The organism is Microcoleus sp. Pol8_D6 (assembly GCF_036700965.1).
GTDB lineage: Bacteria > Cyanobacteriota > Cyanobacteriia > Cyanobacteriales > Microcoleaceae > Microcoleus.
Genome location: NZ_JAUBPW010000024.1, coordinates 1 through 14,879, shown reverse-complemented (window position 1 = coordinate 14,879; position 14,879 = coordinate 1). Strand labels below are relative to the sequence as shown.

Below are 14,879 nucleotides of genomic sequence, written 5' to 3'. Positions count from 1 at the left end.
CCTACTTCATCTTCAAAATCTTCTGTGCCGCACTTTCAGACACCGGCATCACCGATAACCGATTGCCTTTCCTCACCACCAAAATCTCATCAGCGCTAAACTTTTCTTTCAGTTCATCCAAAGATATTAACTTAGCAAACTCCTCAACAAACTCCACTTTCACAGTTTGCCAGCGAGGAGCATCAAACGGCGATTTAGGATCATAATATTCGCTATTTATATCGAACTGAGTCGGGTCAGCAATTCCAGTTTCAACGACGCGCACTAAGCCAACAATTCCCGGTATTTTAGTATTAGAATGGTAAAAAAATACTAAATCTCCCCGACTCATTTCTCGCATAAAATTGCGCGCTTGATAGTTGCGAACGCCATCCCAAATGGAAGTGCGATCGCCCTTCAAGTCCGCAATACTATAAACATCCGGTTCCGACTTCATTAGCCAATAATTCATACAATCAATTCGCTTGGGTTAGCCAAATATTCTTGAATATTATCTAAACACTGCTGCATAGCTTTTTGCATAAAAACCTGAACTAGCAACAACCCAAGCGGATAGAATACCGGAGAAGTCAGCATAAAATAAAACTCCCAATCAATCCGAGTTCCCTTTGCTGTAGCAGTGAAATTCCAATCTCCGCCACCCGACTCAATGAGTAGAAAAATCGGAAACTTAAACCCTCTAACCAGTCGGTAGGTTTGTCTTTCTGGCTTTTTGAAAGTAATGATTTCTTCATCAATCACCGAAGCGTCGGAATTTTTTACCCGCCGCACGCCGCCTTCACGCATCTCTCCACCATCTGCCATCTCAGCTTTAATAATTGCTGGAATTGGGCCATATCCGCGAAAGACTTTGGGCAGATTTGACAGGGACGTAACAAAATCAAAGACTACTTCAGGCGATGCAGCGATTTCTACTAATGCGTTGGTTTTAACTAACATTTATTCCTCCCCCCATCTGATTTGATAATGAACTGTGAGTTAAAAGTGCGTAATTTTAATTATAAAATATCCTTCCGCTTCTGCAACCACAGAGTCAACATCAAATAAACGAAAATATGCACGCACAAAATAGCCCAATTTAAACTCAAATTCTCCCAGGTTGGATCGTAAACAGGAGTAGGCTCAAACGGCTGAGGAAGCGTACTCCCATCCGGTAAAGTAGTAGGCGCGGGAACCATCCCATTCACATTAACTAAAGAGCCGTAAGCACCCACAGACCAGCGGCTTAACATCAGCCAAGAAAACTTGCTCGCCGCACCTTCCATCTTAAACAAAACTCCCGAAAAAATAATTTGAGGCAGCAATAATAGAGGCAAAGCGCTATTAGCTTGAGAGCTATTTTTAACAATCGCGGAAACGACTAATCCGAGACTAATGCAGCTCATCAAAGTTAGGAATGTGGTAATACTTGCCCCCATCTCCCAGGAAATCAAACTCGGTTCGGGGGATTTAAAAGCAATCAGAATAACTCCTACCATTAACAGCGTTTGCAATACTGCCAAACCAGAAAGTATAAAAATTTTTGAACCTAAATAAGCAAACAATCCTAAATTAACCAAACGTTCGCGCAAATAAATAGCAGATTCTTTAACAATTTCTTGCAGAGAAGTTGCCAGCCCTACCCAAATAGCCGCGCAGGTAAATACAAATAAAACTCTGAGCGCTAAAGGTGCTAAAGTTGCCTCCGGTGCGCCAATTAATGGGTCTTTATCTCTGACGGCTAGCCGCAGCAAACTAATGCCGATCGGCGCTGTTAAAAGAGCTAAACTCAAGTTAACTAAGTCGCGGGAAACGAGTTGAAAATAGCGCTGGGCAAGCAAAACGAGTTGTTTTAAAAAAGATTGAGATTTTGGTACAGAAGGTGCAGAAGGTGTTTTTGCATTAGCGTTGCCTGTGCTGAAGTGGTTGACAATATAGCGCTGATAGTAGGGAGATTTATTAAACTTTTCGGCCCAGCTTTGAACGTTGATTTCTCCTGTTTCTAATTCGTTGTAAATGTCTGCAAAATCACTTGTTTTGACATCGAAAAAATCGAGCGCTTCCCTAGGCGGGCCGAAGTAACAAAGGCGCCCGCCCCGACCCATAAACACAATCCGATCGCACATCGTGATATTTGCCGTCGCGTGAGTCACCAGAATCACCGTCCGGCCTTGGTTTGCCAACTTTCGCAGCAGTTGCATCATCTTCTTATCCAAACCCGGATCGAGTCCTGAAGTCGGTTCGTCTAAAAAGAAAAGTTTCGGGTCTGCTAACAGTTCAACTCCGATACTCACCCGTTTCCGCTGTCCGCCGCTAAGCTGTTTTACCAAAGCCTTGCGGCGGTGAGTCATTTCAATATCTTCTAAAGTTTTTGCGACTACCTGCTTGACATCTGTATCGGGAGGTAAGCGCAATTTAGCTGCATAACTCAAGACTTCTTCTACTGTCAAATCTGCGTGCACAATATCATCTTGAGGCACGTAACCGATTTGATTGCGGTAAATATTGAAGTTTTGGCGCAGGTTGTCACCGTTGAGAAACACAGCGCCGTTAGTAGTTTTTTCAATGCCTAAAAGCGTCCGCATTAAAGTAGATTTACCCGCACCGCTACCGCCGACTAAAGCCACAAACTGCCCCGGTTCGATCGCCAAAGTGATGTTATCCAAACGCTTCGGAATCACCAGACTGTCAGCATCCAAACGAATTTGATGGCCCGAGTCTTGCATCTGCAACTCACCGCTGCGGTAAGTTAGAGTAAACGGGCCGATCCGAATTGCATCTCCCTCGGACAACTGTACAGAATTTGTCACTCGCTGACCGTTAACAAAAACCCCGTTAACGCTGTGGTCTCGCAAAATATAATTGCCGCGACTGTCTTGGTCGATTGTGGCGTGGCGTCTAGAAACAAGCGGCGCATCTAATTGCAGCGAAGCGTTTGGATCGCGGCCCAACAAAACCGACCGATTCTTAAGAAGAATTGACTGCTTGTTAGGGACAGCAACCTGATTCGCCAGCGGATTAAAATAACTCAGCAAAACTTGATTTTGAGGATCGAGACCGATTTTAATTTCTGTGCTGTTTTTCAGACAATAACCATCATTGGAAGTGATGCGAGTGCGATCAACAAATAAGCCATTAGTGCTCGGCCGCTGGCCGTCACCGTCGTAAATCCAGTAAGTATCTCCAATTTGGCGCAAAACAGCGTGAACGCCGGAAACTGCGCGCCAGGGTTCGGGAATCACTAAATCAGCACGAGTGCGATCGCGCCCCAATACGTGCTGCTGCTGTTTTAACTCTAACTGTAAAACCTCGCCTTGATTGCTTAATACTATATAAGGTCGATCGCTTAAAGCAGTCAGTTGTCCTATATTGCCTGTCATACTTCAATCGCGGTTTTTGCACTCACTTTCGCCAGCATATCAAAAGTAGGACAACAATACACTTATATTAAGCAAGTCTACTTAGCAACAACCGACAAACTGCGAAGCCGATTAATTGCCGCCGCTAATTCAAACCGCCGAAACATGGCAAAATCCCCTTCAGGAAAAGGCGATAAAATATCCATCCCCTGCGCCTCAATATCTGCCATCACCAAATCTATTATTTCCGACAAAGTGCGTTTTCCGTCCATGTATTGCTGCTTAGCATAAACCATTGCCGCAGCGATCGCCCTTAACTGTCCGCTGTCCATAATTTGCTCAACAGCACCCAAATCAATCTCCTCAGTTCCGAAAGCCAATTCATCAACATCCCGCACCTTCACCCGCACATCTCGCCGTCCCCGACTCGGATCTAAACTAGCAGGAATCGGCACTCTTTGAGTAATCTCACCAAAAGTTTCTCCCCCTTCTGCCGCCCGGCTAATCGAGTATTTTTTAGCAATTTCTTTAGCTTTTTCCGTCACATTATATGCTTGAAAGTTTTCCATTGAAATGACAGTATCTGCCACATCAAAATAATCCCCGCTTCCCCCCATGACTAAAATAGTCGATACGCCATAATCTGCATACAATTGTTTAACTTTATCAATAAACGGCGTAATCGGTTCCTTATCCTTAGCGATGAGTTCCTGCATTCGGCGATCGCGAATCATAAAATTCGTCGCCGCCGTATCCTCATCAACTAATAAAACAGGCACTAAATCCCCTTCCTTTTTCCCTCTCTCCTGTTCCTCATTCCCTCTTCCTTCTTCCTTCTTCCGACGGACATCGGACTGACATCCGTTAAATCCGTTACAGAATCGGTTGCCGAACTTCCTTCTCCCCACTTCCAAAACCTCAATAATATTAGCAGCTTGCGACGTGCTACCGCTCGCATTTTCACTATAAAATTGTGCAGTATCTCTACCTTGTGGCAAGTGGTTAATAAAAGGCGAAATATCAACTCCCGCTACACTTCTGCCATCTTCCGCCCTAATTTTAACCGCCGCCGGATTAGCCACCACAAATTCCCGACCATCTCCTGGAATTCGGTTGTAAACTCCCAACTCAATCGCCCTGAGTAAAGTTGATTTGCCGTGATAGCCGCCGCCAACAATCAAAGTAATGCCAGCGGGAATACCCATCCCGGAAATCAAACCGCGATTCGGACAATTAAACTCAACTTTTAACGACGGCGGCGACTGAAAAGCCACAGCATTATTTAACAAAGGGCGATTGTCAACACCCGTACGGCGCGGCAAAATAGAACCGTTAGCCACAAACGCAACTAATCCTTTTTCAGCTAACTGCTGCCGCAGCCAGTTAGCATCTTCTACAGTTTCAACGTGACGGCGACATTCAGCAGAATTTAAGTTAGCATACTTCAGAGAATTGCTGACAATTTGCGGAATATCTTCGCACAGCATTTCAGCAGCTTGTCGCCCTAAGATACTGCGTCCGCCCTCTGGAAGTCCGACGGCAAATCGCAGTTCTACTCCTCCTAAATCTTCGATATCGGATCTATTTGAGGAAATGATAAATGCGGAAGTTCGCTCTAAAACTTCTTGTCCGAACCGAGTCACTGCAATCAAACCGCTTTTGCCAGTGCCGCATTTACTGCTGATGGTGTGTGCTGCTTTGTCAAACTGGCGAGTTAGATAATCTCGCAAGGCTATTTCTCGACTGCGAGAATTGAAAAGTTCGCCAGGAATTTGAGCAATGTTTGGCGGAACTATGACTCTAAATTTACTGGGAGAAGCAAACGGATCTCCCTGCACGTAATCAATAATTAATGTAAATTCAGAAAAGTCGTAATTACCTTGAATGTCTTTGTAGGCTTTGTAGCCTCGATTGTCTAGTTGCAGTAAATGCCGTTGCAGGGTTTCTTTGTTAGTCATTAGTTATTAGTTATTAGTGGGTCGTTGGCAGTATCAATAACAGTCATCATGCCCAATGCCCCATGCACGATGCCCCCTCCCCAATTCCCAATTCCCCATGCTCAATTCCCAATTACTAATTACCTAATTCCAATAATTTAGCCACGGCATTGACAACAATTTGAGCAGAACCGGCGAAAAAAGGTCGATCGATAGTTGCTAATGTATCGCTAGATTGGTGATAGTGGGGCGATCGCAAATTTGCAGTATCCGTCACCAAAACAGCACCAATTCCTTTATACCAGAAAGGCGCGTGGTCGCTCCGCAAAACATCGGGAGTCAGCAACCCTTTCAGGGGAACTGGCAGCGCCACCACCGGCGGCAAATCGGCTTTTCCAGACTCCGCAAAACTTTTCAATAGCAGCGGATGTTCCGCATCCCCAATCACAGCGATAAACTCGCCTTTGTCAGGAGAATTTACCCCGGATGCTTCTAGAAAAGGTTGCGCTGTCAATCCTTCGGGATATTGCTGGCATCCGGGCGTGCGGCAGGCATAACCTACCATATCTAGGACGATCGCACCCTGCAAATTTTTTAACCGCGCCTCGCTACCGGTGAATGCTAAACTGCCTAAAAGTCCCAGTTCTTCCCTGTCGAAAAATGCTACTTGCAATGTCCGAGGCGTGGGACGAGAACCCAGCAATCTTGCTACTTCTAAAACTACAGCAACTCCCGTCGCATTGTCGTCAGCCCCAGGCGAGTTTGGTACAGTATCGTAGTGTGCTGCGACTAAGATTGCACCGGCGTTTGAGTCAGTGCCTTTTCTCTCAGCGAAGACGTTGATTCCGCGATCGAACGGCTGCAAATCTGGGGAAAATCCTAAAGTTTGCAGTTGTTTAGAAATGTAATCTCTAGTAAAAGAGCGAGATCGTTCTCCATCCCGTTCTCCTGCTAAACTATCGACGTGTTTCCACAAGCGAGACGGGTCAATTGGGGGCTGAAAAAAAGTATTTTTTTCAGCAGGAAGCGGTAAGGGAGACGGGTTTTGGGAAGTGTGGGTATTGCGATCGATCCCTAATTCGGGTACACCCGAAAACCGCTGCCACGAGTCAGAACGCCAACCCACCGCCGTCACCGCAACCAGAATAAATAGCGCTATCCAAATCAATTGTTTCATCAGTAAGTCTATTTGAGATTTTAGACAGAGCTTACGCACTCATCGCTCTCATCAACCGGGTGTTTTAGCGGAAGCGAGGGCTGCAACAAAGTCTTTTCGTAAAACCCGGTTGATGTGTCCAGAACAGTTAGATTTTAGATTTTAGATTGACACCAGAATTAAAAATAAACCTGTTTCAAAAAAAGAAACTAAAAAATCTTAAATTAGCTGCGCCAGAGGTATTTTTGTATTTTTTATCTAAAAAAACAGAAAAAAATCTTGCAATGTTGCCGTCGAATCTGTCTTGCTTATTAGATGGTTCGACGGCGACATTCCAATCACTAATTTACCTTTAAAGTTTACAAGTTAAAACTACTTTTTTTCCCACTCAATCTCCTTATTTTCCAATATCAACCCGCTACTGCTTGGAACAGCATAAGGAATAGTTGTTGCAGAAAATTTGACTATTTGAGTTGGTTGTTGAAACCACTCGGAATAACTCGGATTTAGTTGGTCGTACAGTGCTTTCAAAGCTTGGATTTCTACTTCTAGCTGCGCTGCGACTTGATTGATTCTGCGAGCTTGTGCTTGCAAGCGCTTTTCCCCGGTTTGAACAGTGTTTTCTACTTCTTGCCAGTGCTCTCCGGCCAGCATTTTTTCTAGTTCACCTTGCTTGTAATTGAGTAAAGCCTGTTTTTGTTGCAGTTGCTTTTCAATATTTTTAGTCTCTCGGTCAATTTCCTGGATTTGCTGCAACCACTGCTCCCCAAAAGCAGCAGTTTGCTGGTGGAACTCGGCAATGGCTTCAGGAGTATTATTTTTGGGAAAACTGACTGCCACTCGGCACTCTGAGCGCTGTACGGCAAGTTTTTCCCGCGACTCTTGCAGGGCGGTAACTTCTGCTTGCAGCGTGCGGACTTCTTTTTGGAGTTCTGGGATGGTCTGACTCATGGGTTCAATTAGTGGACCTCTGCATCGATTTTAAGCTAATTGTTTATTTTTCTAACAAATCCCGGTCGCCTCCTTGCGGGAATTATCTAATTTTAGCGCTCCCACGCGGTGTCTAGGCAGAATGGCGGATAATTTGTGGCACAATGGCTGATGACACATTTTAAATTAAGATTAAAATTGTAATTAGTTATAAAGCTAAATTATTAGCTTGGTAAAATTTAATTTACAAATCCACATAAATTCAGGGTAGCCGGGTTTTCATATTGTACAGAAAGTTTTGCTAAACTTTTTGAGATTTATGATTGCTAAAAAAAATATTTAAAATTAGGAAATAGAGCCAATGAAAATAATTTTTCAATTAATGTTGGGATATTTCGCTCTTGCTATTGTTAGTGTGGAATGTGGCATAAATCCAAAAATATTACCGACAAGTCTAGGAGATCGGCATGGCACTCCCCCTGTAGCAGGGATTTTGGTTCTGTCTCAGAAACATAGCTATTGGCGATCGGCATCTCGCCCCCTTACTTCTGCAAGCGCCACATTATTTTTGGATAAATTATCCCCAATTGAACCAGTACAATTACCGACTTACAATTATATACAATCTCAAGAAAGTCAGAGGAAAAAACCTAATTTTAGGTTAACAATAATCGGTAATTATCTGGTTTTTATTTTTTTATTAATTTCGTTATTCATGAGGGGTAAAACAGTAAATAGATTATCCAAGAGGATGAGCTTAATCAAGGCCAAGTCTGAAACAGAGAATGACAAGCTACCAAAAGGAGAAAAAGTGTTGTATCCAAAAAAAGAACTGGATATCTGGCATACTATGGCCCAAATGACCCAAGATTTGCAGCAAACTGCTGAATATGCCCTGGATATTTGCGAGGGAATGAACGTCTCGATAATTGCGACCACCCCGGCTGGTCATATCCTATCGTTAAACCAAGCTACCTGTAAACTTCTGGGATACTCTAAAAAAGAGTTGTTAGGCAAACCAATAGCCGGGCTTTTTAAGAAAACTGAATCACCAGACCCGGAGTTAGATTTAGCAAGTTTAACAGTCGAAGGTTCTGTCCGCAACGTCGAAAAAGTCTACCTTTCTAAACACCGAAAAAAAATAATTGTACAGCTTTCTATTTTAATTATTCGCGACGGTCAAGGCAAGGTCAGCGGCCAGTTATACATAGCACAAGATATTACCGATAGCAAGCGGGCTGAAAGAAATTTGCGGCGCAGTGAAAAAAAGTTTCGCCAACTGATAGAAACTGTGAATGCTGTTGCATTTATCTATCACCGCCGACAGTTCCGTTATGTCAATGCTCAGACAGAAGCTCTGACAGGATATACTCGCGAAGAATTGCTAGCATTAGATTTATACGACTTAATTCATCAAGATTTTATAGAAATAGTTAAAAACTGGGGTAAATCCCGCCACGCGCGCTCAACTGCAGGCTCTAAATATGAATTAATAATAGTCACGAAAACCGGAAAGTTGCGCTGGATTGAAGCAACTGTAGATATTATCAAATTTGAAAAAAAAGCCTCAATATTAATCACAGCTTTTGATATCAGCGATCGCAAATTAGCAGAGTCACAACTAGAAACATCTCTTTCGTTGCTTCAAGCAACCATTGAATCTACTGCTGACGCCATTCTGGCGGTTGACAGTGGAGGAAAAGTTATCACCTTTAACCGCAAGTTTGCCGAAATGTGGCAGTTGCCGGATTTGCTGGTGGATTCGAGAGATAATAACCAAATTTTGGGTTTTGAAATCAACCAGTTAAAATACCCGGAAATATTTCTCAACCGTGCTAAAGAATTGTCCGATCGCCCTGCAGCAGAAAGTTACGATCTCATCGAGTTGACAGATGGCAGAATCTTCGAGCGCTACTCGTTGCCCCAGCGCACCGGAGGCAAAATTACTGGTCGAGTATTCAGCTTTAGGGATGTAACGGAACGGGTGCAATCCGAAGAAAAAATCCGCAAAAGTGAAGAACGTTTTCACCTGCTGACGCGGGCGACAAATGATGCAGTATGGGATTTTGATTTGTTAAAAAATGAGTATTGGTTAAGCGTAGAATTTGAAAAAGTTTTTGGATACAAACTCAACGAAACTCAGACTATAGAGTTAGAATCATGGTGGCTAAATATTCATCCCGAAGAACGCGAAAGAGTGATGTTAAGCTTCAACCAAACAATGAACTCAGACGCTCAATGTTGGTCGGAAGAATACAGCTTTCACCGTGCAGACGGGGGATATGTTTTTGTGCTAGATCGCGGCTATATCATCCGCAATGAAAGTGGCCAAGCAGTAAGGGCGATCGGCACGATGATGGATATCACTCAGCGCAAGCAAGCTGAAGAAATTATTCGCTATCAAGCTGTTTATGACCAACTCACAGGTTTACCGAACCGGATACTTTTTAACGAGCGGCTGCTGGCTTCCTTAAAACAAGCTAAACAAACAAAAAAAATGCTTGCTGTGATGTTTTTAGACTTGGACAGGTTCAAAAAGATTAATGATACATTAGGTCACGCTGCGGGCGATCGCCTGTTAGAAGGTTTTGCCGGACGCATCAGCGAAACTTTGCGATCGACTGACACGGTTGCCCGCTGGGGAGGCGACGAATTTACCATACTGCTTCCCGACATCAATTGCTTAGAAGATGCAGTTAAAACAGCTCAAAGAATACTCAACAATTTAAAGCCAGCATTTAAACTAGAAGGACAACCGTTTCATGTCAGCAGCAGCATCGGCATTGCTCTTTATCCAGATGATGGTGAAGATGCCGAAACTTTAGTCAAAAATGCCGATGCTGCCTTGTACTACGCTAAAGAAATGGGAAGAAATAACTATCAGTTATATACTTCAACACTTAATCCCCACGGCAGCCATTTACTAACTATAGAACACAGACTGCACGAGGCTTTAGAACAGGGAGAGTTTGAGGTTTTCTACCAGCCCAAAGTCAACATCACTACTTGGCAAATTCAGGGCATGGAAGCTCTGCTACGCTGGCAACATCCAGAATTAGGTTTAGTTACTCCCGCTACATTTATTCCGATCGCCGAAGAGAACGGACTCATTGTACCTATTGGGGAATGGGTGCTGCAAACAGCCTGCACTCAAAATAAAGCTTGGCAGGATGCTTTGCAGCCAGATTTGCGAGTAGCAGTCAACGTTTCGGCTCGACAGTTCCAGCAATTTAATTTATTAGAAATGGTAGCGAAATGCTTGGAAAAAAGCGGTTTAGCACCCAAGTATTTAGAGTTAGAAATTACCGAGACTACAGCCATGCAAGATGTGGATTATACCACAAAGGTTCTCAGGGAGTTGCAGAATATGGGAGTGCAAATTGCGCTGGACGATTTCGGCACGGGTTATTGTTCTCTAAATTATCTCAAAAAGTTTCCCTTGAATATCTTAAAAATAGATAAATCGTTTGTCAGCGGATTGACGACTGATCCGTGCGAACTGGCGATCGCCAAGGCTGTAGCGACCCTGGGGCGAGATTTGAACTTGAGCGTGGTAGCAGAAGGAGTAGAAACTAAAGAGCAGTTGGAGTGTTTGCGATCGCTCCACTGTCAAGAAATTCAGGGTCATTATTTCACCCCTGCACTATCAGCCAATGATGCTAGCAAACTTTTGGTAAATTCTCAGTTGCAACAAGTTAAAATTGCTTAATTGGGTCGCGACTTACGACTGCGTGAGCTTGTAACGCTGCGTGTAAGTCTTGCGAACGTTACACGTAAAAAGTCGTGCGACCACCGCCGAAACCCGCATACGTCCCGCCGCAACAGCCGTCGCACGAGCAACCACTGTAGGAAAACTTGTTGCCGCACTCACGACAGATCGCCGTCCAGTCGTGATGGTCTGGTGGCGAGGCCTTCTTGCGACAGTTATCGCAGCCGAAAACGGCTAGTTCGCTCACATCGAACGACCTGCGCTTCCGTTTCGTCTGCTTGATGGCATCCTGCATGAACTCCTGAAAGTCGCGATCGTCCTTGTATGCCTCAAACTCAATTTTTGTATAAAGTTTGGCGACGAGCGTATTGTCTTTACCGAAACTTTCGCCAAGCGCGCTGATCATGGCATCTTTTTCGCCAAACAAAGCATAAATTTGGGCGATCGACAGCAGATATATAGCGGAGGAGTGGTTTTGCCAGTTTACTTTGTACTCCGCCAGCGCTCGCTCTAACCAGGGTCTGGCATCGGCGTGGCGACCGAGTTGCGCCAGCGTCAGCCCCACGCGGTGCCAGTTATTGAAAGGCAGGTGCCAGGTCTTGAAATCACCCTCCGGCAGCAGTCGGTACGCTTCCTCATAGCAAGCCCATGCCTGTTCCCATTGTTTTTGCTCCCGGTGCTTTTCGCCTTTGTAGAAGATTTTTTCGGCTTGCTCGCGGAGCTCGTTTTTCTGGCTCGGTTTTTCCATCTCCCAGCTCAGTAGGGTGACTGTTTCTGCTAAGCAGTATAGCAGGTCGAGTTCTATCCCCAAATCAAGGCGAAGATTGTTGAACTCCTACTTGAAGTGGGAAAAGCCGTTTTAGGGGCGATCGGCATTTGCACAGGGCCACGGCAGTTAAAAGCTGAGCTGGGGTAGGGACAGGGCACGGCTTCGTTTCGATACAGATGGTCGATACAGTCGATCGCGCTCGCCCGCGCTTGTTAAAACTTAAAATAGTGTGCAGAATAACGGACTTGTACCTAAAGACAGAGGAAAATATCGCTACCCCAACATAAAGGCTTTGTCTATGCAGCCAATTCGCACATTTAACGTTTCCCCGTCGCTACCGACAATTCTCGAACCCCTACGCAGGCTTGCCTACAACTTGCACTGGGACTGGAACGTCGATACCAAAGACCTCTTCCGCCGCCTCGATCGAGACCTGTGGGACTCCAGCAACCAAAACCCCGTGCTGATGCTCGGAACCATATCTCAAGAGCGACTGCAAGAAATGGCAGAAGATGAAGGCTTCATTGCCCAAATGAACCGAGCAGCCCAGCAGTTAGACGATTATCTCAAAAACCGCGCCTGGTACCGCAAACAGCGCGGCACCGAGCAGCAAGAATGCTACGCTTACTTTTCGATGGAATTCGGCTTAGTTAAAGCCCTACCGATCTATTCCGGCGGTTTGGGCGTGCTCGCAGGCGACCACCTCAAATCAGCTAGCGATTTGGGCTTGCCCTTAGTCGGTGTCGGCCTGCTTTACCAAGAAGGCTATTTTTCGCAGTATCTCAACGCTGACGGCTGGCAGCAAGAACGCTATCCGCTCAACGATTTCTACAATATGCCCCTGCACCCAGAACGCAATCCCGACGGTTCGGAATTGCGGATTGAGGTAGACTATCCCGGCCGCAAGGTGTACGCCCGGATTTGGCGGGTACAAGTGGGAACCGTTCCTTTGTACCTAATGGATACAAATATTGAACCTAATAGTCGCTACGACCAAGATATTACCGACCAACTGTATGGCGGTGATAAAACTCTGCGGATGCACCAAGAAATCATGCTGGGCATCGGCGGCGTGAAAATGCTCAAGGCATTGGGGCTGACAGTTACGGCTTATCACATGAATGAAGGCCACGCGGCTTTCATGGCTTTGGAACGCATTCGGATGCTGATGGAGGAATATCACCTGAGTTTCGTAGAAGCGGAACAGGTGGTGGTTTCGAGCAGTATGTTTACGACTCACACGCCGGTACCTGCTGGGTTTGACTTGTTCGAGCCGGATATGGTGATGCACTATTTAGGTCAGTATCCCAAGATGTTTGGCTTGTCGCAAGATGAGTTTTTAGGATTGGGCCGGGAGAATACTGGCGATTTGTCCGCACCTCTGAATATGGCAATTTTGGCAATTAAAATGTCGAGTTTTGTCAACGGGGTGGCGGCTTTGCACGGTGTGGTGTCGCGCCCGATGTTTCAGGGTTTGTGGCCGGGTTTGCCCCAGGAAGAAGTACCGATTACTTCGATTACCAACGGGGTTCACGCTCGCAGTTGTGTGGCGAAGTCTACTCAGGAATTATACGATCGATACCTTGGCCCGGACTGGGAAATGACCGGTAAGGACGATCGTCTCTGGGACAGGCTTTCGTCGATTCCTGATGAGGAACTATGGCGCAATCACGAACGCTGTCGATCGGAGTTGGTGGTGTTCGCGCGGGAGTGGCTGCAAAAGACTTTGCGTGAGCGCGGTGCGGCCCAAACAGAAATCGAACACGCGCGGGAAGCTCTCAATCCGAAGGTGCTGACGATCGGGTTTGCCCGCCGCTTTGCTACTTACAAGCGGGCGACGCTGTTTTTGCGCGATGTCGATCGAATCATGCGGATCATGCGGGATCAAAATCGCCCGGTGCAGTTTGTGATTGCTGGGAAGGCTCACCCGATGGATATTCCGGGTAAGGAGTTGATTCGGGATATCGTTCACTTCATCCGCGAGCACGAGACGATGAGCTCGATGGTGTTTTTACCGAACTACGACATTAACGTTGCTCGGATGATGGTGTCTGGCTGCGATGTGTGGCTGAATACTCCACGCCGCCCGCGTGAGGCTTCGGGTACTTCCGGGATGAAAGCTTCGATGAATGGTTTGCCGAATCTGAGCATTCTAGACGGATGGTGGGATGAGGCTGATTATGTTCGTACCGGTTGGCCGATCGGACATGGGGAATTTTACGAAGATACTAAGTATCAGGATGATGTCGAGGCAAATGCTTTGTACGACTTGATGGAAAAGGAAGTTGTACCGCTGTTTTACAACCGGGATGCTGATGGCATTCCCCGCGGTTGGACGGAGAAAATGAAGGATTCGATTCGCTTGAATTGTCCTTTGTTCAATACTGCTCGGATGGTGAAAGATTACGCGCGGCGGGCATATTTCCCGGTGAGCGATCGCTACCACACTATGACTTCGGATAATTGCGCTCCGGCCAAGGAGTTGTCTCACTGGAAGAAGCACGTTCTCGCGAAATGGCACGATATTAAGATTGAGGCTGTTGATATTTCGCAGGATAAAGAAGTTAAGGTCAATCAGTCGATATCTGTTAAATCTCGGATTAATCTGATGGGATTGACGCCTGCAGACGTGCAAGTTGAACTTTATCAAGGCTCGGTTGATGCTAACGGCGATATCATTGGTGGCGTGCCGGTGGTGATGGAGTATTTGGGAGAAGATTCTCACAATGCTAGCCTTTATACGGCTGACATTACTTATACTTCTAGCGGTTTGCAAGGTTTGTCGTTGCGCGTTTTGCCCAAGCACGATAATCTTAGCAGTCCTTATGAAGCTGGTGTGATTCTCTGGGCACATTAGTCAGCAGTCAGCAGTCAGTAGTCAGTAGTCAGGAGAATAAAGGAAGATTTTCCTAATTCTCCCTCTCTCCTACTCTCCCACTGTTGTTATCGAAGTTGGGGAATGACTATAGCAATCCTAAATCAGTTGTAAAAATATGTAGGGGTAGTGCCCCCGTGCCTACCCCCCACGGATCGGGGCAAC

Annotated in this window: 9 protein-coding genes; 2 read left to right on the top strand and 7 right to left on the bottom strand. The window is 45.7% G+C overall.

Annotation, left to right across the window (positions count from 1 at the left end):
- Position 1: 1 nt before the first annotated feature.
- From QUA10_RS11960 to QUA10_RS11935, 6 genes are all read right to left on the bottom strand, one after another.
- Positions 2 to 451: an EVE domain-containing protein gene (locus tag QUA10_RS11960; RefSeq protein ID WP_333080422.1), complete on the bottom strand. Its 450-nt coding sequence runs from the start codon at positions 449 to 451 to the stop codon at positions 2 to 4.
- Positions 448 to 939, bottom strand: a complete 492-nt coding sequence (locus tag QUA10_RS11955; RefSeq protein ID WP_333080421.1) for an SRPBCC family protein — start codon at positions 937 to 939, stop codon at positions 448 to 450. The genes QUA10_RS11960 and QUA10_RS11955 overlap by 4 nt, the downstream gene beginning before the upstream one ends.
- Before the next feature lie 59 nt (positions 940 to 998).
- Complete coding sequence (locus QUA10_RS11950) at positions 999 to 3,359, bottom strand: ATP-binding cassette domain-containing protein (RefSeq protein ID WP_333080419.1); 2,361 nt, start codon at positions 3,357 to 3,359, stop codon at positions 999 to 1,001.
- Between the two features lie 77 nt (positions 3,360 to 3,436).
- Positions 3,437 to 5,296, bottom strand: coding sequence for an ABC-ATPase domain-containing protein (locus QUA10_RS11945; protein WP_333080418.1), 1,860 nt, complete (start codon positions 5,294 to 5,296; stop codon positions 3,437 to 3,439).
- 115 nt (positions 5,297 to 5,411) lie between these two features.
- A complete protein-coding gene (locus QUA10_RS11940; RefSeq protein ID WP_333080416.1) occupies positions 5,412 to 6,452 on the bottom strand; it encodes a M28 family peptidase in 1,041 nt (346 codons plus the stop codon).
- Positions 6,453 to 6,803: 351 nt separating this feature from the next.
- On the bottom strand, positions 6,804 to 7,382 hold the full coding sequence (locus QUA10_RS11935; protein ID WP_333080414.1) for a hypothetical protein: 579 nt from the start codon (positions 7,380 to 7,382) through the stop codon (positions 6,804 to 6,806).
- Between the two features lie 790 nt (positions 7,383 to 8,172).
- Here QUA10_RS11935 and QUA10_RS11930 point away from each other — a divergent pair.
- The gene (locus QUA10_RS11930; RefSeq protein WP_333086262.1) at positions 8,173 to 11,070 is read left to right on the top strand and encodes an EAL domain-containing protein; all 2,898 of its coding nucleotides are present in this window, start codon (positions 8,173 to 8,175) and stop codon (positions 11,068 to 11,070) included.
- 58 nt (positions 11,071 to 11,128) lie between these two features.
- Here the strand turns inward: QUA10_RS11930 and QUA10_RS11925 are convergent, their stop codons facing one another.
- Positions 11,129 to 11,818: a tetratricopeptide repeat protein gene (locus tag QUA10_RS11925; RefSeq protein ID WP_333080411.1), complete on the bottom strand. Its 690-nt coding sequence runs from the start codon at positions 11,816 to 11,818 to the stop codon at positions 11,129 to 11,131.
- Positions 11,819 to 12,137: 319 nt separating this feature from the next.
- Here QUA10_RS11925 and glgP point away from each other — a divergent pair, with 319 nt between their 5' ends.
- A complete protein-coding gene (gene glgP / locus QUA10_RS11920) occupies positions 12,138 to 14,696 on the top strand; it encodes an alpha-glucan family phosphorylase (protein ID WP_333080523.1) in 2,559 nt (852 codons plus the stop codon).
- The last annotated feature ends 183 nt before the right edge of the window (positions 14,697 to 14,879 follow it).